General features: G+C 42.0%; 15 protein-coding genes. 5 read left to right on the forward strand and 10 right to left on the reverse strand.

Annotated elements, in window-relative coordinates:
• Positions 1–73 precede the first annotated feature (73 nt).
• From rapA to FTV14_RS06830, 3 genes are all read right to left on the reverse strand, one after another.
• A complete protein-coding gene (gene rapA, locus FTV14_RS06820; RefSeq protein ID WP_180053607.1) occupies positions 74–2,911 on the reverse strand; it encodes an RNA polymerase-associated protein RapA in 2,838 nt (945 codons plus the stop codon).
• A gap of 143 nt (positions 2,912–3,054) precedes the next feature.
• Positions 3,055–3,651, reverse strand: coding sequence for an RluA family pseudouridine synthase (locus tag FTV14_RS06825; RefSeq protein ID WP_286740928.1), 597 nt, complete (start codon positions 3,649–3,651; stop codon positions 3,055–3,057).
• A 178-nt stretch (positions 3,652–3,829) separates the two neighbouring features.
• On the reverse strand, positions 3,830–4,540 hold the full coding sequence (locus tag FTV14_RS06830; protein WP_180053609.1) for a phosphopantetheine-binding protein: 711 nt from the start codon (positions 4,538–4,540) through the stop codon (positions 3,830–3,832).
• 159 nt (positions 4,541–4,699) lie between these two features.
• On the opposite strand from FTV14_RS06830, the gene FTV14_RS06835 reads away from it, so the two are divergent.
• On the forward strand, positions 4,700–5,500 hold the full coding sequence (locus FTV14_RS06835; RefSeq protein WP_180053610.1) for a glycosyltransferase family 32 protein: 801 nt from the start codon (positions 4,700–4,702) through the stop codon (positions 5,498–5,500).
• Between the two features lie 246 nt (positions 5,501–5,746).
• Here the strand turns inward: FTV14_RS06835 and FTV14_RS06840 are convergent, their stop codons facing one another.
• The 4 genes from FTV14_RS06840 to FTV14_RS06855 form a co-directional block, all read right to left on the reverse strand.
• Complete coding sequence (locus tag FTV14_RS06840) at positions 5,747–6,163, reverse strand: heme-binding protein (RefSeq protein WP_179993332.1); 417 nt, start codon at positions 6,161–6,163, stop codon at positions 5,747–5,749.
• A gap of 127 nt (positions 6,164–6,290) precedes the next feature.
• The gene (gene hemL, locus FTV14_RS06845; protein ID WP_180053611.1) at positions 6,291–7,592 is read right to left on the reverse strand and encodes a glutamate-1-semialdehyde 2,1-aminomutase; all 1,302 of its coding nucleotides are present in this window, start codon (positions 7,590–7,592) and stop codon (positions 6,291–6,293) included.
• 39 nt (positions 7,593–7,631) lie between these two features.
• On the reverse strand, positions 7,632–8,252 hold the full coding sequence (gene thiE, locus FTV14_RS06850) for a thiamine phosphate synthase (protein WP_034706393.1): 621 nt from the start codon (positions 8,250–8,252) through the stop codon (positions 7,632–7,634).
• A gap of 835 nt (positions 8,253–9,087) precedes the next feature.
• Complete coding sequence (locus tag FTV14_RS06855) at positions 9,088–9,471, reverse strand: DUF962 domain-containing protein (protein ID WP_159123774.1); 384 nt, start codon at positions 9,469–9,471, stop codon at positions 9,088–9,090.
• Positions 9,472–9,804: 333 nt separating this feature from the next.
• On the opposite strand from FTV14_RS06855, the gene FTV14_RS06860 reads away from it, so the two are divergent.
• Both FTV14_RS06860 and FTV14_RS06865 read left to right on the forward strand, forming a co-directional pair.
• Entirely contained in the window at positions 9,805–11,262 is a 1,458-nt protein-coding gene (locus tag FTV14_RS06860; protein WP_180053612.1) for an inorganic triphosphatase, read from the forward strand.
• Between the two features lie 120 nt (positions 11,263–11,382).
• Positions 11,383–12,834, forward strand: a complete 1,452-nt coding sequence (locus FTV14_RS06865) for a CYTH and CHAD domain-containing protein (RefSeq protein WP_180016649.1) — start codon at positions 11,383–11,385, stop codon at positions 12,832–12,834.
• Between the two features lie 22 nt (positions 12,835–12,856).
• On the opposite strand, the gene FTV14_RS06870 is transcribed toward FTV14_RS06865, so the two are convergent.
• A complete protein-coding gene (locus FTV14_RS06870; protein WP_004786345.1) occupies positions 12,857–13,489 on the reverse strand; it encodes a hypothetical protein in 633 nt (210 codons plus the stop codon).
• 110 nt (positions 13,490–13,599) lie between these two features.
• Here FTV14_RS06870 and FTV14_RS06875 point away from each other — a divergent pair, with 110 nt between their 5' ends.
• Together FTV14_RS06875 and FTV14_RS06880 are read left to right on the forward strand one after the other, a co-directional pair.
• Positions 13,600–13,995, forward strand: coding sequence for a DUF3144 domain-containing protein (locus tag FTV14_RS06875; RefSeq protein WP_004786347.1), 396 nt, complete (start codon positions 13,600–13,602; stop codon positions 13,993–13,995).
• A gap of 107 nt (positions 13,996–14,102) precedes the next feature.
• Positions 14,103–15,167 carry an amidohydrolase gene (locus tag FTV14_RS06880; RefSeq protein ID WP_034590228.1) on the forward strand — a complete coding sequence of 355 codons (1,065 nt, stop codon included), beginning with the start codon at positions 14,103–14,105 and terminating at the stop codon, positions 15,165–15,167.
• A 215-nt stretch (positions 15,168–15,382) separates the two neighbouring features.
• On the opposite strand, the gene FTV14_RS06885 is transcribed toward FTV14_RS06880, so the two are convergent.
• The gene (locus tag FTV14_RS06885; protein WP_180053613.1) at positions 15,383–18,148 is read right to left on the reverse strand and encodes a pitrilysin family protein; all 2,766 of its coding nucleotides are present in this window, start codon (positions 18,146–18,148) and stop codon (positions 15,383–15,385) included.
• A gap of 141 nt (positions 18,149–18,289) precedes the next feature.
• Entirely contained in the window at positions 18,290–19,111 is an 822-nt protein-coding gene (locus tag FTV14_RS06890; RefSeq protein ID WP_125279550.1) for a PhzF family phenazine biosynthesis protein, read from the reverse strand.
• Positions 19,112–19,155 lie beyond the last annotated feature (44 nt).

Genomic DNA, 19,155 nt, shown 5'->3' on the forward strand with positions numbered 1-19,155 from the left:
AAAAGCTCAATCATGACTTTAATTCCAGCCATAAAAAAGCAGCCCGAAAGCTGCTTTCATAATTCATTAGATCTTATGGCTTAACCACGACCATTACTTGAATCGCTTCAGGTGTTACAGATAAACCTTCTAACAAACTCAAGCCTTCTTTTTGCAGCTTCTGTAAACGTGCGATTTCATCTTCACGGATACTTGGGTTGAACTGTTTCAGGTAAGTCAGACGGTCAATTTCATACTGCCATTTATTGCCATACACTTCTTTAGCCTGCTGCCTGAAGTTTGGCAATGCTGAACGAGCTAATTCCAATGCCTGTTGATAACGCGCTTCAATCACTTCACGGCGTGCTTTCACCACCTGACGGCAGCTATTGCCATCTAAATGATGTAGATATGGTTTCAGGATTTCAGGCGCAATCTTCTGAGACAGATCCTGACCTTTTTCACTCAGCAATACACGGATCAGCTGCTGTGGCAAGCTTGACGGTAAGTTCAGTGCTTTTGGTGCAACCACATCAACCTTGAACCACACTTCCATCAATACAGAACCTTGTGGCAATGCTGCAGACTTTAAGACCGCAACGTTGGTACTACCAAAGCCCTGAGTATTGATCATTTCCATCACGCTTTCAGTGAATGGATGCTCTAAAGTTAGATATTGAGCATCTTCACGGATCTGAGCTTGGTCACGATAGAAAGTGGCTGTCATGCCCTCTTCATCCAGGGTCAAACCTTGTACCTGCATCTGATCCGTTGGCTTGATGATCACCGTACCATTGCTTTGCTCATCAAAGTCGATATTGGTCGATGCCATAAAACGCTTCATGAACATTGGCAAGGTGGTATTGTCATCATAGTCTTCAAGCGCATTAACAATTTCCTGTGCCACGACGGGGCGGCAAGAATTGTACTCAAGCAGACGGTCACGACCTTCCTGCAACTCGGCTTCAAGCGCTTCACGTTGTACGCTAACTTCTTCCAGCAGATCTTCAAATTCCTGACCTTTATCTGCCAGCAAGCAATCTTTCAGGGCAACAATAAAGTTTTCTTGCAGCGTTTGCGCCGTTGGAGAAATGTTGCTGAAAATATTCAGCGCTTCGTTATACCAACGGAACATACGCTCCTGCGCAGTACCCACCAGATAAGGCACATGAATCTGGATACGGTTTTCCTGACCGATACGATCCAGACGACCAATACGCTGTTCCAAAACATCCGGATTGGCCGGTAAGTCAAACAGGATCAAGTCTGATGCAAACTGAAAGTTACGGCCTTCTGAACCGATTTCAGAACATAACAGAATCTGTGCACCATAAGATTCTTCAGCAAAATAAGCTGCTGCTTGGTCACGTTCCAAAAGACTCATGCCTTCATGGAACATGGCAGTACGGATACCTGCATGCAGACGTAATACATTTTCCAGTGCTTCAACCACTGGACCACTACGGGCAATCAGTAATACTTTTTTGTGTTTCAGATCAGTACGCAGCTTTTCCATCAACCACATTACACGCGGATCGGTTTCCATCCACGAGCCATCAAGTTGAGATTCTTCCGGCCACATCTGTTCACGTAGTTTGCCATCTTTAGACCAGTTTTCTGGCGCTGGCAATGGTGCTGGCTGACAGTCACGACCCGGGAAGCCCTGAATCGCTTCACGTGTGTTACGAAACAGGATACGACCCGTACCATGACGGTCTAGCAATTCATGAATGGCACGGAAACGTTGCTCTGGGGTATCTTCAATCGCATGACCAAGCAGGCTTTCAATCGCAGTGAAATGCTCAGCTTCCAGTGGAAGGTCTGACATCAGTACTTCAGCGATTTTAGCGGTATGCTGATATTGCTCTTCTTCATCTAGGAAACGATCCAATGAACTGAAACGTTGCGGATCAAGTAAACGTAGACGTGCAAAGTGAGATTCTACACCGAGCTGTTCTGGTGTTGCAGTCAATAACAATACGCCCGGTGTTTTCTCTGCCAGCTCTTCGATCAGATCATAACGGTCATTGCCGCCTTCTTCCTCAGACCACATCAGGTGATGCGCTTCATCGACAACCAACAGGTCAAAGCCCGCTTCAATCGCCTGTTCGCGTAGATCTTCGTGATCCACCATCAAGTCCACAGAAGCAATAATGCGCTGTTCGGTCAGGAATGGATTTAGTTCAGGATCATGCTCTTTGATCGATGCAGTACGAGCCAAATCAAATAGGGAGAATTCAAGATTGAAACGACGGCGCATCTCAATCATCCACTGATATTGCAGTGAATCCGGGACCAAGATCAGAATACGTTCAGAACGGCCAGTTTTAAGTTGCTGATGAATGATCAGACCTGCTTCGATGGTTTTACCCAAGCCCACTTCATCGGCCAGTAAAACACGCGGCGCGAAACGCTGACCGACTTCATGTGCGATATACAACTGGTGTGGAATCAGACCCACACGCGAACCGACCAAGCCACGCAATGGACTGGTTTGCATATTGGCTTGCATCAGCAAGGCTTCAATACGCAGGTCATACCACTCTTTATAGTCAATCTGGCTGGCCAGTAAACGATCTAAAGGTTTAGACAACTGGATCGTTGCACCTACACGGGTTTCATTTAAAGCTTTACGTTCTTCTGTACCATCTTCAAGAGTACGAACCACGTGATAACGCACTACACCATTGCGGTCTTCAACTGACTCAACGGTCCAGATCGTACCTTCCTGATCTTGCAGTTCGTCATTCGCATTAAATACGATACGAGATAAGGGTGCGTTACTGCGAGCATAGACGCGAGTTTCATCGCTTTTTGGGAATAAAATGCTGACCGATCGCTCATCAACATCAATGAGAACCCCTAAACCGAGTTCTGTTTCAGTATCTGATAACCAACGTTGACCAATAGCAAATTGCTGCAATTTTTCCACCTTTATCTTAAGTACAAGATTATGAATATCAGGCTCAATCACGAAACGTCATTTGAGCAAAATTTCACACCTTCAAGCAATGTATTTTGACATAAAGCCCACTAAAAAGTGAGCATAATTCACGTCGATTAAACAAGTATTTCCTAGAATTCAGCCGGACAATTAAATTCAACTAACTGTTGTGTTTTAGGATGATAAAAACTTAAACGCTCGGCATGTAAGCATAGACGCGGACTAAGCTGTTGCTGCTCTGGCGTTGCATACAAGGTATCGCCAATAATCGGATGCCCGAGATATTGCATATGTACACGGAGCTGATGTGAACGACCGGTAATCGGAGTCAGTTTCACCCGAGTCACAGCTTGCCCCTGAATTTCAAAATGTTCGATGGCCTGCCATTCTGTAATAGCCGGCTTATTATGATTCGGTTCAGCAATATGCAGTGGTGGACGGCTTGGATCGTAAATGACAGGCACATCAACTGTACCCTTGCCTTCTAATGTTCCAGCCACGATGGCTTGATAGGTCTTATCGGTTTGGCGTTCCTGGAACTGGCGGGAGATGGATTTTTGCCCTTCACGACTTAAGGCAAATACTAAGATACCGGAAGTGTCTCGATCCAGACGGTGGATCAGTAAAGTTTTAGGTTCTAATTTGATGAGGCGATTGATCAGGCAATCTTGTAAATCTTCTGTTTTACCGGGCACTGTGAGTAAGCCTGCAGGCTTATGGATGACCATAAAATCTTCATCACGATGTATCAGATGTTCGGTTAGAAAATTACTCAAAGTTCAATCCCACGCTGATCGCGAAAAACAAGGCGGCCATAATAGAAAGCTTGAGTGATAATTACAATGCGCATTTATGTAAATGGCGATGAAATTTCCGATTATTTTAAGAAAATTACCCAATTAGCGATTATCGACGTGCAGATTGCATTACAAAGCTCACTAAATCATGTAATGACGGGTGTTCCAGCACATCTTCATAACGCAGATCAGCACCATGCGCACGCCATGTGCCAACCAGACTGACTACTACTACAGAGTCCAGTCCATACTGCTTTAAATCAGCATAAGGATCAATTTCCAGCGCATCCATATCCAGCTGTTCAGCTACTGCCAACATGATGCCTTTGGTTGACAATACATATTCTGACGGCGCACTTAAGTTCCATAATCGGGTCAGACTATAGCTGTTCATATGATGCAAAGCTTGTGCCGATATATTCTCAATCCACTGGATATGCTGTTCCTGACTAGGCATCAAAATTGCATCATTAATTATGCAAATTTGTTCTGTCACACTTTGCAGATGTGGCAAGATCTGTTTCAGCATCGGTGTGATTTGTCCGGCAAAAATCAGTTGTGGATGAGTTGAAGCATATTCTCCAAGTTGCTGCATACCCTGCATTAAATCATCGCCATATAGGTCGACAATGGGAATATCAAGTGCTTTAGCTTTATTGCTGATCTGAATCAGATTATTCATCAGCTCAGTCTCTTGAATCCCGGTCTGCATTCTTAAATTATGCAGCCCAACCAAGACCAAGACTGAATCTGTAGCAGCAAGCTGCCATTTGGCTTGAGATGGAGCAATTTGAATTTTTCTGGGCATTGTATAGAGCATGGGAGTTTTATCTATTTAGCTTATTGCAAAAGTTCATTATGCTAGCTTAGATTAATAGGAATGATAAGTTTCAAATCACAATTAATAATACCTTCTAATATATTATCTATTAAATTTTTATAATAAAAATTAAAAATAATTATTTATTCGGAGCTTCATATGAAAATTCCAAAAATAATACATCAAATACATACTAAAGGCATTAATGCCTTAACACATGAAGAAAAACAAGCTATAGATCTATTAAAGAAAAATAATCCTGATTGGCACTATCAATTTTATAATTATCAAAATATGTTAGATTTTATAAAACAAAATTATTCAAGTAGATATTTAAATGCATTTTTAAGTATAAATCCTGAATACGGGGCTGCCCAAGCTGATTATTTTCGCTATTTACTCATATATAAGTCAGGTGGAGCATATTTTGATGTTAAAAGTTATACCACTATACCCCTTAGTCATTTAATTTTACCCACAGATGACCTTTTACTTTTTGAATGGCAAGGTGGGAGTTCTCAATATCAGCATTTTGGACTACATAAAGAGATTAAAAGAGGTAGAGAGTTTCAACAATGGAATATCATTTCCTCAGCTAATAATTCTTATATTTATAAAGTTATTGAAATAATAACCCAAAATATTGAACAATATAGTGTATTGAAATTTAAATATGGGTGGAAAGGAGTCTTACTTACGACTGGACCTATTGCTTATACAAATGCTATAGATCAAATTGAAAAAAAAGAAACGATAAGAATACTGGGAAGCAGTTGTAAAAATGGGGTAATTTACAGAAATCATGATTCTGTACAAGACTTAGATAAAGCACATTATTCGTACTTAAAAAGCCCTGTTATTCTGAGAAATGGAATATACAAATATAATGATAAAATTATAATTTATATCTTTCTTTTAAGAAGATTAATAACACGAATGATTTCTCAATCTACAACATGAATATATTCATAAATGAATTAAATCCTAGTATTTCTAGGTTGATCTTCAATTTAATAATTAACAGATCTAAATATACTTAAAATAAAAACAGATTATCTAAATTAAAAAACTTTAATCTTATAAAAATATTAAGATAATTCTCATTAATTTTATTACTTAGAATCAAAAAAACCCAAGCGAATCCACCTGGGCTTTCTTAAATTTATTCATACTCACGATGATTTTGTATTTTCCAAATACAAACACCTAATTTTGTAGTGCCAAAAACTTCTCAATCGCCTGCTGTGCGATCTCCGCATCCTGGAACGACTTCACTCCAGAAACACCCATCGCACCAACCAACTGACCCTGATACAGAATCGGCTCACCACCTTCTAACATCCCAGAAAAAGTATCCATCGTCAGAAAGCCCATTTGACCGCCTTTGATAATATCTTCAAACAGTTTGGATGGGCGGCGACTAATGGCAGAACAACGTGCTTTTTCCAGACACAGGTTTGCTGTCATCGGTGAAGCACCATCCATACGCTTCATTGCCAGCAAATTGCCAGTTTCATCAACTACAGCAATACTAACATTAAAGCCATTTTCTAGCGCATATTCATAGGCCTGATTTAACAAAAACTCAGCGTCGCTTAAGGTCAGATAATGTTTGGTTTTCATTCAACTATCCAATTTCTAATTTATCAATTTCAAATCTTTGCGGTCTAATTAAAAGAATAAAATAAGCCCGAAGGAATTCGGGCTTATGTTCCCTCTCCTTTTAGGAGAGGGTTAGGGAGAGGTTGTATTACCCTTTCATTTCAGCAAAAGTTTCTTTAGCCGCTTGAATCGTAAATTCAATATCTTCATCACTATGCGCAGCTGAAATAAATCCTGCTTCAAATGCAGATGGAGCCAGGTTCACACCACGACTTAACATGCCATGGAAGAATTTCTTGAAAGCTTCTACGTCACATTTCAGCATTGAATCAAAGCTGGTGATGTCTTCTTGATCAGTGAAGTACAGGCCAAACATGCCGCCCACTTGCTGGGTCTTGAATGGAATACCTGCTTCATCCGCAGCCGCTTGTAAACCTGCAAGGAGTTTTTCAAGTTGCGCTGTCAATTTTTCATAGAAGCCCGGCTCACGCAGATATTTAAACATCTCAATACCCGCACGCATTGCAAGCGGGTTACCTGACAACGTCCCTGCTTGATACACCTTACCTAGTGGCGCGATGCATTCCATCACTTCACGTTTACCACCAAAAGCACCGACTGGCAGACCTGCACCAATGATTTTACCCAATGTGGTCAAATCAGGAGTCACGCCATAGTGTGCTTGAGCACCACCTAGCCCGACACGGAAACCTGTCATCACTTCATCAATAATGAATACTGAACCATGCTCGTCACAGACATCGCGAATCGCTTGCAAGAAACCGTCAATTGGTTTGACCAAGTTCATATTACCTGCGACTGGCTCTACAATCACACCCGCAATTTCAGAACCAAACTTGGCAAAGCATTCTTTTAAAGTGGCAATATCGTTATACGGAAGGGTTAAAGTATGTTTGGCAAAATCAGCAGGTACACCCGCAGAAGTCGCCTCGCCTTCACCTTTAGTTAAAAGACCTGAACCTGCTTTTACCAGCAGTGAATCAGAATGACCGTGGTAACAACCTTCAAATTTTACGATCTTGTCACGGCCAGTATAACCACGTGCCAGACGAATCGCAGTCATGGTCGCTTCAGTACCAGAATTCGTCATACGTACCAATTCAATGGATGGCATGATGTCGCAAATGATATCTGCCAAAGTGGTTTCATGAACTGTTGGTGCACCAAAGCTTAAACCATCTACCGCTGCATCTTGCACCGCCTTAATGATCGCAGGATGCGCATGACCCAGAATCATTGGACCCCATGAACCAACATAGTCCACATAGCGTTTGCCATCGACATCGTACAGATAAGCACCTTGGGCTTTCTCGATAAAGATAGGCGTACCACCCACGCCATTGAAGGCACGTACAGGTGAGTTAACACCACCCGGAATATGTTTATTGGCTTGTTTAAATAGTTGTTCTTGCTTTGGAGATAAACTCATGAGAATCACTCAACTCAAAAATACAATAAGAAATAAAAATTAAGCTTGTTCAGCAAATAGTTCCGACCAGTCATACACTCGTTGACCGACAGTCGACATTGAGCGACCCAATACATCACTAATGACTGCACACAGATCTGCACCAGCCTCGATGACCTCTTTCGAGTTTTCCACCGTCAAACCGCCAATAGCGCAAATCGGTACATTTAATTTACTTTTGGCTTGTTTTAAGGTTTCCAGACCAATATTACCTGCTTCTGGCTTGGTATCAGTCGCATAGATCGCGCCAAAGGCTACATAATTAGCCCCATCAGCAATGGCTTGTTCAGCAAGCTCAAGTGAGTTATTACAACTGCGGCCAATCAATACATTTTTAGGCAAACGCTCAACAGCTTCCTGGATTGAACCATCATCCTGACCCAAATGCACGCCTACGCCATATTTTACTGCAGTTTCCAAATCGTCATTAATTACAAATGGAACTTTATACTGTTCACACATTTGTTTCATATATTCGATTTCGTAAGCCTGATCTTCTTTCGCTACTTTTTTACGACGATACTGAAGTACCGCAACTTCATAAGTCGCCATTGCACCTTCAAGTTTCGCCAGAAGAAGCTCAATAGGATCATCATTGGTAATTAAATATAAACCGCGCATGACTGCCGCCATTCAAAATACATACGCTATTATAGGCATAAATGGGCGAGTTTCCCCATCCTAAACACTGAATAATACCCGATTCAGGTATTAGATTATTATTTGTACTTTTTATACAGGTGATTGATCAATATCCCTATTTTCAGTGATAGGCGACTGCGAGAATTTACGTTTTAATGGTTTTATAACAATAATGATAAAGTGTTAATGCTTACGCCCTCCGACAAACGCTTTTAGGATTTTGCAGATAACTTAGTGGAGAAGTTGCAAAATTCTGAAAGCGATTTTTTTATGTCCGGATTTTACGATTCCTGTGTATAAAATTGCTTGAATACCATTAATCACAAAACTTAAAGAAAACTTCAAAATACCCAATTTCAGGGATAGGTCTACATGCATTAAAGGATTTAAATAAGTTCGAACACAACACATAAATAGAAAAGCAAAAGCTGTGTTTTATCTACCAGATCCTTTCTAGCTTTGGGTAAACCGTTTATGGGGAGACGTGTCAAAGCTAGAAAGGATCGACCCATCTAAGCAGAACTGACCATCTTATCTCTCAAACTTGGTTCATTCATCTCGTGAATATTTTCTAAATCATTCAGATAAATTAAAAATACGTCAATGCAGATCTTTCTATTTTTTTAAATATAAAAAAAGCCCGGAGAAGGTCGCTCCAGGCTTGGAAAACTGATTTATTCAGTGAATTATACTCTTTGATAAAATACTGAATAAGCAATAAAACAATTAATAGAATAATAACTCTACACTTGCAAGTGTTTTTATCGTTTTTATTGCAATACTTAAGCATAAATCCGATAAAACGTCATAAGCCCTAACTTGGAATTTTGTCGTGCTTACGATCGACCAGGCTCAGGTTACCACGTAATACATCGGCAAACATACGCCAGTCTGAAATAAAACTGTATAGCGGCTGTTTAAAGCTGGCCGGTTTATTCTTTTCAAAAATGAAATGACCAATCCAGGCACAGGCATAACCTGAGAGTAGTCCATAGGCCAGATATTTAGCTTTACGCTGATGAAGGGCTTTGCTAAAAAAATATAAACCGATACTGCTGCCTGCGACATGCAAACGGCGGCTCATAATATGGCGATGCTCGGTTAGATAAAACCGGTAAAACTCATGATAGTCATGAATCGGCATTTGTGGAGAAGTCAGTTCTGCAATCTCATTGCTCGGCTGCACTTGTGCATTCATTATCATCATCCTGATCTTTTTTCTTCACCTTAGCGCATAATTTAGGCAATTAAAAGTACCTTTATTTTCATGTAATTCTGTACCTGAATTTGGCTTAGATATTGAATTGTCATGCTTTCAGTAGAAACCAGCGAATGAGATCAGCATTTTAATTTTTCCATTTCCATTTTTTTCAATCGGTCAAGTCTTACATCAGATTGGTTTTTCGTTACAATCAGCCGCTCAAAAGTCTAAAAAATATTTCCGTTTCATATCGGAATTTCATGCAAGCGAATAAAAATTCAATTTATTTTTTAATATTTTTCAATAAATTGAATAGACAGGATGATTATCATGGTTGAAGTTGAACTTAAGTTCCAGATTCCCGCGGCACGCCGTACTGCCCTGCTTAAGGCACTTGATCCCAAGAAATCTCAACAGATCCTGCTTCAAGCCAAATACTATGATACTGCAGACCGTCAACTGGCCCAGCATGGAATTGCCCTACGCCAACGATTAGAAGGCAGTCGTTGGGTTCAGACGTTAAAAGCGGCAGGCAAAAGCCACATTGAACGTTTCGAGCATAATCATGATCTGGGTGAATTAGAATATTTTCCTGAGCTGGACCTGAGTATTTACCAGCAGTCTGCTGAAGCGCAAACCTTGCTTAATCGTGCTTTAGGTGATCAGTTTGACCAGCTGCAATTGCAGTTTGAAACCGATATTGCCCGTACCTTGCGCGTGATTGAATATGAAAACACATCAATCGAAGTCAGCCTGGATATCGGCTGTATTCGCACGCCTCATGCTGAACAGGAAGTGCATGAAGTTGAATTCGAGTTAAAGCATGGCTCAATTCAGGATTTGCTGGCCTTTAGTTTTGAATGGGTCAAAAAATATCAGCTGTGGCTGGATGTACGTAGTAAGGCTGAAATTGGGAATTTGTTAGCGACTCATCAGAATGTAAGTCCCGCTACTTTTGCCAAAGAATTCCAGATCAGCAAAAAAGACAGTGCAGGCAAAAACCTGTGTCATCTGGTGGCCCAGCAAATGCAGCACCTATTGCCCAATATTGCGGCAATCTCCGCGCAAGTGGCAGAACAGGAACATATTGACCAGGCACAACAGGCCTTGAATCATCTCTATCTGACCCTACTTTTGTTTAAAGATTGGCATACTCAGGTTTCAGACAAATGGGCGCATCAGCTTGCCGCATTTAAACATCAGTTTGAACATCTGCAACATTTACAGCACATGCAAAACACTCTGGCTGGCTTCCTGCAAAATCCTACGACCGCAGAGAACCTGACTAAAGATATTCTCTATGCCAAAGAGAAGCTGGGCAATCTGGTGAAATCCACCCAAAATGTGCATCACTATCTGGAATTGCTGATCTTCAGCTTAAGTACAAATGAAGCTAAGCCGCTGGAATTGAAATCTGCAGCGCAAACTACCTTGCAGCAACAATACAAAGTCTTGCAGGAACAGATGAACCAGACTGATATTACCAATTTTGAGAGTCTGGATCAGCTAGCAATTCGCATTCAGGAATTAAAATTCAGCTTCCCAATTTTGACCACGATTTATGATGTCAAAAACCTACAAAAATACAGCAAGGCTTTAAATGATGCACAGCAGGCAGCAAATGAATATCAGACATTGGCCTCCTCTGCCCTGTATATCCAGCAGACTGAGCTGGAAGCCAGTGACTGGTTTGTGTTGGGTTGGCTGACTGCCAAGCAGGAAGTCTATGCACAGCGCTTACTGGAAGCGACAGAACAGTTTCTGGTCAGCCGCAAATTTCTTAAATAAGTATTTAACTGACTTTCAAAGCACGCTACGGTGTGCTTTTTGTTGCACAAGCACATCACAATACTTTTGTTGTTTGGTCTATATTGATTGTTATGAGCTTCATCGAGAAGGAATGGCCCGATGGCAGAAATCGAACTCAAATTCCAGATTCCGCAAAGTATACGTCACCAATTCGAACAAGATTTTCAGCAGTACGGGCCAACTCGACATCATTTATGTGCCAAATACTTTGATACTGCCGATCAGCAGTTACAGCAGCACAAAATTGCACTCCGGCAGCGTCTGGAAGATCAGCAATGGTTTCAGACCTTAAAAGCACCGAGCCAGCATCAATTTGAACGCTTTGAGCTGGAAGAAAGACTGGATACCGCACCGGACAACTGTGATTTAAAAGCTTATGCCAAGCATAAACAGGCTCGGAAGATTCTAAAACAGGCACTTCACACCCTAGATACGTCTCTGACTCTACAATTTGAAACTGATGTAGAGCGGGATCTCTGGATTGAAAATTACCGAGGAAGTCAGATTGAAATTGCACTGGATAGAGGTGAGATTCGTTCTAATGGCCAGACCTTGGATATTTATGAAGTTGAATTTGAGCTCAAAAGTGGCAAACTTGATGACTTAATTGATTTTGTTAAACCCTGGATTCAACGTTATCAGTTATGGCTGGATGTACGCAGCAAATCTGAACGTGGTTATGCTCTGCTGAATAATAAAACTGATCTTCCGGTCCAGCATCAGACAACCTTAGAGCTCGCAGCTAAAGACGATATTCATCATATCTTGCAAAAAATTATCACCAACTGTCTGACGCACCTGTTTCCCAATGCGACGGCGATTGCGCTAGAGAATTACAATAGTGACCATGTGCACCAGGCCCGCGTCGCTATCCGGCGTTTACGCAGTGCCTTAAAAATCTTCCAGCCCTATCATCAGGATTTGCCAGAGGAATGGCAGGATCAGTTACGCAATATCTTCCAGCAATTAGGCTCTACTCGGGATCGCGATGCTTTAGCTGAAAGTCTGCTTCCTCAGCTAGAAGCTGCGGGTTCACCAGTATTGCAATTGCCTCCAGCCCAACAGGATCAGGCAGATATTAGCCAATTATTCAGAAAGCCAGCTACGATGGAGCTGATACTGGAGCTACTACAATTTAGTCAGGATCAGAGTGCAAACCAGCAAAAGTCCTCGCATAAAATCCTGTGTAAAGGACTCAGCAAACTGCATCAGAAAGTCTGTGCAGATGCAGAGAATTATCAGGAACTGGATATTGAATCACGCCACCGAACCCGCAAGCGGGTTAAACGCTTGCGTTATAATGTGGAATTTCTGCAAAGTCTGTTTCCGGAAAAGGAAATCAAAAGATATCTGAAAGCGTTAAAGCCCTTACAGGAGACTTTAGGTCATTATAATGACCTGTTTGTCGCAGAAAGCCTGTATAGGCCTTATGCCAAAAAACATTCCAAGGCATGGTTTGTCATCGGCTGGCTCACCGCAGAACAGCAGCATCTGTCGGAACAGGCTGCCGAGCAGTTACAAAAATTTTCTCACACCCAGCCATTCTGGTAAGAGATAAATAGACAAAATCGCTCTAGCGATATTTGCCATATACTTTCCAGGTATTGTTATCAGCCAGCGGATCGCTATAACTATCGCTGCGCTGCTTACGCGGCTTATCACGGGCATCGACCAGTTCAAAATGTGGTTCGACACTGAGGACGATGCCATTCACATAGAACCGAGTCCGGGTGTATTCACTTTGACCATGCTGGAATACATAAGTACGCAGATCTACAAATTCACGATGTGCCACAAGTGCCGCTGTCTCATCACTGTCTAGCCAGCGTTGCATGGCCTGAATCTGTTCCGGTTCAAATTGCCCACATTTTTCAATCAGGCTGGCAATGCCACGAAAAGTTTTGGATTCTTTGGCACGGGTTTTATTAATCCGGATGCGGTCCACATGAAAATAGAATAAAGGCAGATTCAAATGGCTTGGCAAATGAATCGCATCCAGAACTTCATCTTCCATAAAAGGCTGAAACAGGTCTTGTGCCCTTTCAATCAGACCCAGCCATTGCTTGTAATATTCTTCGACCTGCGACTTGGTGCCATAATAAATTGGCAATCCTTCCACATTGGCCAGATTTGCTGGTGGCCAGATATTCTGGCGTAATAAGGCAATATCACTTTTCAGACTCTGTACAGCAATTGCATCTTGCATGAGATTTACATTTTTATTGCTTAGGCTATTTTTAGATTAAGGCAAAGGTTTAGTTTCTGCAAGGCTTTGCCTATAATTAGTGATTAAGATTTTATTATCAGGAAAAATTCATGGTTCAAAAGATTGAAGCAACCGATGTAACCGAAGAAGAAGCGTTAAATGCTGCATTCTTTGAACGTGCTGATGAATTTATTAAACAGGCCAACGAATTTAGCCGTGTAGAAAAAGGCTCTCAGGAAAACCCGGCAGAAAAACGTGGTCAAGTCAGCGCTGCAATGCTGTTTGGTACTGCCCGCTTTAATACCTGGGTCGCTGCCAACAATTTCAAAGATGGCAACGAGATGCGCGACGCTAAAGATCAGGTCATGTCTTATATCTTGCAGCAATTTCAGATGATGCTGGAAGATAACTACGATGAATACTGTGAGCAGTTTGAGAACTATTTACGTTTCCGTCGTAATGAAGAGTTTCATGCCAACAAGCATCAACACGACCACGATCATTAATGAAAGCCCTACGGGGCTTTTTTTAAATCTTTGATTTTAAATTTGACTTTAATACTGGATTCATCCTATAAAAAATGAATAAAAATTAAACGATGACCAAAAATATCATGCAACAACTGCCCTTTCCGATTATAGATCCGCATATTCATCAATGGGACCCTTATACCACACCGCATGCCGCAGCCTCAGCCGTAAAATTATTTGGCAAACATCCCAAACTGCTGAACAAAATGGTGCGACTGATCAAGCCCAAAGCGGTGATCGATACCATTGGTCTGACCGAACATCTGACCGCGCCTTACCTACCTGAAAATTATAAACGTGACATCGGTCATTATCAGGTGGAACAGATTGTTCATATAGAAGCAAGCTGGCATGAGCATAAAGGTACTGGCGTGGTTAATGAAACCAGGTTTATTGCCGGGCTGCCTTTTGCTGAACAGAATATTCAGCTAGGCGGCATTGTGGCTACAGCTGATCTTCGTCAAAAAAACTTTAAACAGCTGCTGCAATTACATCAGGAAGTTTCGCCTAAATTACGTGGTATTCGTAAAATGGCATCGTTCCATGCCGATAAAGGCATTCATGCCTGGACCGATGAACCGCATTTATACTGCAATAAGAAATTTCTGAAAGGATTTGAGGAATTAGCCAAAGCCAATTTAAGTTTTGATGCCTGGGTTTATTCTACCCAAATTTCTGATGTGGCCCATCTGGCCAAAACATTTCCTGAAACGCCGATTGTGCTGGATCACTTGGGCACACCTGCCGGCATCTTTGGGAAAGTCGGTAAAGCAACAGGACAAACAGCACAGCAGCGAGACTATATTTTTCAGACCTGGAAAGAAGACCTGGCTGAACTGGCAAAATGCCCAAATGTGTATAGCAAAATTTCCGGTCTGTTTATGCCTGTACTCGGTCATCGTTTTCATTTAGAGCGAAAACTGGCAAAAAAAGATGAACTGATTCAGCTCGCGGCTCCATTGATCCAGCATGCCCTACAATGCTTCGCTAAAGATCGCATCATGTTTGCTTCTAATTTCCCGATGGATCGTGTCAGCACAGATCTGGTCACCATCATTGATGCCTTTAGCGATATTGTGCAGAGCTATGACGAACATGCTGTAAAGCCGGTTTTTTATGAGAATGCCAAACGCTTTTATCGCCTATAGATACGTGGAAACGTCATCCGTAACTGGTTGAGGTAGGACTACATCATAAGAGGATTGTTTCTACAATAAATTTATTTCGTGAAGGTGGTGGACGAGTTTTGCGGATGACAAATGGTTTTGGCTACTTTTGCCGAAACAAAAGTAGCCCTATAGATATCTAAACACTTATGGAAAATGAAAAGATACCGTCATAGGCGTATAAAAAATTATGGAGTTTATTTCACTTCTTTCCCATACTGATCCGCCATGACTTCGACCAGTTGATCCGGTTTAACATATTTTTTGATAACGGCATCGACATCTGCTTTGGTCAGCTTGGCAATCGCCTGATCACGTTTCTCCCGATAGATCAGATTACGATCTTTTTCCAGTTGTGGAATCAGCATGCTGTGAATACGGCGATCATCTTCTAGTGCAGTGACGCGCTGTTTCAAAATCGTGGCTTTCGCTGCTTCAACTTCCTGCTCGGTTACCCCTTTGGCCAGAAGCTCATTCAATACCTTATGCACCGCTTGTGACACCTGTGCTGATCGGCCAGGCGTATAATTTGCCTGAATACCTAATGCGCCTGAATCAATCCATTCATCATACTGAGCATTGGCACTGAAGCCATAAACCAGCGCATTTTTCTCACGCAGCTCCTGTGCTAAACGTGAAGACAACTGAGAATCCCCCAGAATATGCCGGAAGACCAGCATGGCTGGTAAATCTACATGTTCTGCACCGACAGGGAATGTCATGACAGCCTGATAATGACCGAACTCGCGCTGTTCAGACAACGCATGGATTTTCTGTGCTGGATAAACCGTATATTGACCACTTAAGCGCTCATAAGGCTGCTTCGCTTTCCAGCTCGCAAAGTTATTTTTGAGGACTTTGCTCACGGACTTCGGATTAAATTCCCCTGTCACTGCGATCTGGGCATGATGCGTATTAAAGAACTGCTGATATAACGCTACGACCTGTTCACGAGTAGCAGCCTGAATCTGTTTTTTTGCCAGTTCAGGTTCAAAATGATAGCGAAGGTCACCCGGCTGATAAATCTCGGTCGCGCGAGACATGGTCAGGCCGGCCACCATATTGGGCTCAGTATAAGGACGGTCTAACGCAGATAGGCTTTGTCCTTTAATCAGGTCAAACTGGCTCTGCTCAAAGGCCGGTTTATTGAGCACATCCAGCACATACTGGAAAAATTCCTCAAACTTCTCTTTTTTGGCACTGATCTGAATGCTCATGCCATTTTCAGAGGAACTGGCCGTGGCTGAACCACCGGACTCAATAATTTTATCGGCAATCTGTTGCAAGCTCTGGGTTTCAGAAGAACGCAGCAATAAGTAAGCTGTCAGATCCAGAATCTCGCCTTTATTGAACAAACTTTGTGCCGTGCCGAAATTAAGCGCAATGGTGGCATAAACTTTGTCATCCTGAGTCTGGGTCGGGAATAAAGCGTATTTAATGCCATTCTTCAGTTTGCCCCGTTGAATCTGTTTGTCCTTGGCCTGTAAATATTGCTTGGACTGCGCCACATACTGCTTTACTTCTGCCTGATAGACACTGACATTTTTCAGCGGTTCTGCTGCTTCAGCCTGCTGATCCAGAGTTTGAGCCGGCACTTCAGTCTGGGGCAACTCCTGTGCTTTTTTCTGATCTTCTGGTGTCGGCAAGATATTGCCAGAAATACGATATTCTGGCTTAAAGAATGCCTTATACACCTGATTGATCTGATTGACATCCAGCTTTTCTATGGCTTGCAGATCTTTGAAATACTGGCTCCAGTCACCTGAATAAGCCACTACATATTCACTCAAACGCGAACCTAAAGCGGTTGCGCTGTTTTTAACATTGTCCGCCTGGTTTCGGGTCAGACTTTTAGCCCGGTTTAATTCGGTTTCGTTAAATGGCTGGCTCTGCTCTACACCCTGAATCAAACCCTGCTCAACCTGCTTGACTTGATGGTTTGGTGCATAGATAGCACCCATAAACACCAGATTAAAATCTTTATCCAGCCAGGTCATAGACTGCACCGTAGTAGTTTTACCCGTCTCGACCAGACTCTGATACAGGTGTCCGCTAGGTTGCAAGGTATATAAAATTGGAGACATGGCCAATGTGATTTTAATACTTTCTTCTGACTGGTTCAGATAAATATTAAATTTGGCCAGATCACTACCCTTTTGCACGGTAAATTCACGCTGTTTGATCTGTTCAGGTTTTAGCGCAGGCACTTTAACCGCTTCAGGCACTTTGCGGGACTGGATCGGACTGAAATGGGTATCAATCTGCTTCAGCACTTCTGCTTTATTAAATTTGCCTGAAATAATCATGAGGGCATTATTCGGTGCATACCAGTGACGATAAAACTGGTTCAGCTCCTGCATCTTGATCGATTGCAGTTCGTTCAAATCGCCAATCGGTAAGCGTCCCAGATACTGATTGCCATAAGCTGATTTAAACACCTGATCCATCAGTACGGAAAATGGCTGATCCAGACGGATTTCACGCTCACGTTTCACGATATCAATTTCAGTCGGTACATACTTTTCTTGCAGGACCAGCTTGTCCATGCGTTCTGCTTCAAGGAAAATCACTTCATTGACTGCAGTCTGCTCAGGACGAATCACATTGGTATATTTGGTTGAGTAATAGTCAGTACTGGCATTGGTCATTAAGGTATATTGATCCAGACGGCGCTGAAACTCATCTCCCTTCACATTTTCTGTGCCTTTAAACGCCAGATGTTCAAGCAGATGCGCCAGGCCCCCTTTGCCCTGAGGATCATTCAGTGAACCGGTCAGATAAACCGTATTCATAAACACTTTATTTTCTTTCACGTTGGGCGCAAGAATAATTCTTAAGCCATTTTCCAGTCGATATTCTTCGATATTCTGTTCTGTTTTCACCAATATCGGCTGTGCAAAACTGGCCGCTGTCCAGCCAGATAATAAAATTGCCAAGCTTAAACGTTTAAAGCGTATTTGCATTGTTCATCCAAATTTTTAAGTGTGAATTTTTATTTACAGTCACTCTGATCTTAGAGAAAAGTCTTTATTATGAATAGTCTATTTTATGAGATGCCAAATAAAATACCGCGCAATTTCACGGTATTTTATTGAGTATGCTAGCTAAATATAAAGTTCGGCCAGCATAAACAGTTTGGCATAACCTGAAATCTCAATGCGGCCTTGTTCTTTTAATGCGCAATACAATACACCGCCACGCTGAGAGGCCTGATAAGCCACCAGTTCAGTTTTATTTAATTTCTCCGCCCAGATCGGTGCAATCCCGGTATGAATTGAACCCGTTACCGGATCTTCATTAATCCCGTTACTCGGTGCAAAATAACGTGATATGCAATCATATTGCGTATCACCAGCGGTAATCGCGACATCCAGTAATGGACCCGCTGCTGTAATCGCGGTTCTTTTTCCATTCAGCTGCTTCAGCAATTCAATATTTGGCTGCTCTTCTAATACATCCTGCACTGATTCATATTCAATAATATAACCTTGCGTATTCAGATAAACGTTTTTAAAAGGTTTCGTCAGGGCCTGTCTTAAAGCTTCCGGATAATCTGTGATGAGTTCAGGCTGACGGATCGGGAAATTCATCCGGATTTTGCCATCTTCATCCTGGCATACTGTAAAAATGCCCAGATCTTTGACATGAAAATAAATGGTTTTTGCAGAGCTAAAATCCTTGAATAATACAAAGCTGCTGGCCAATGTGGCATGTCCACAGAAATCCACTTCCTTGGTCGGCGTAAACCAGCGAATTTCATAATTTTCTGCATCCAGCACTTTGACAAAAGCGGTCTCAGACAGATTATTTTCCAGGGCAATATTCTGCATCAGGTGATCATCCAGCCAAGCATCCTGCACGATGACTGCAGCAGGATTTCCCTTAAATAGAGACGTCGTAAAAGCATCCACCTGGTACATTTTCATTTTCTTTACTCCTGTATGTAGGTGTTTAGTTTAAAAGCTTTTTT

The organism is Acinetobacter sp. YH12236, from assembly GCF_013417645.1.
Taxonomy (GTDB): domain Bacteria; phylum Pseudomonadota; class Gammaproteobacteria; order Pseudomonadales; family Moraxellaceae; genus Acinetobacter.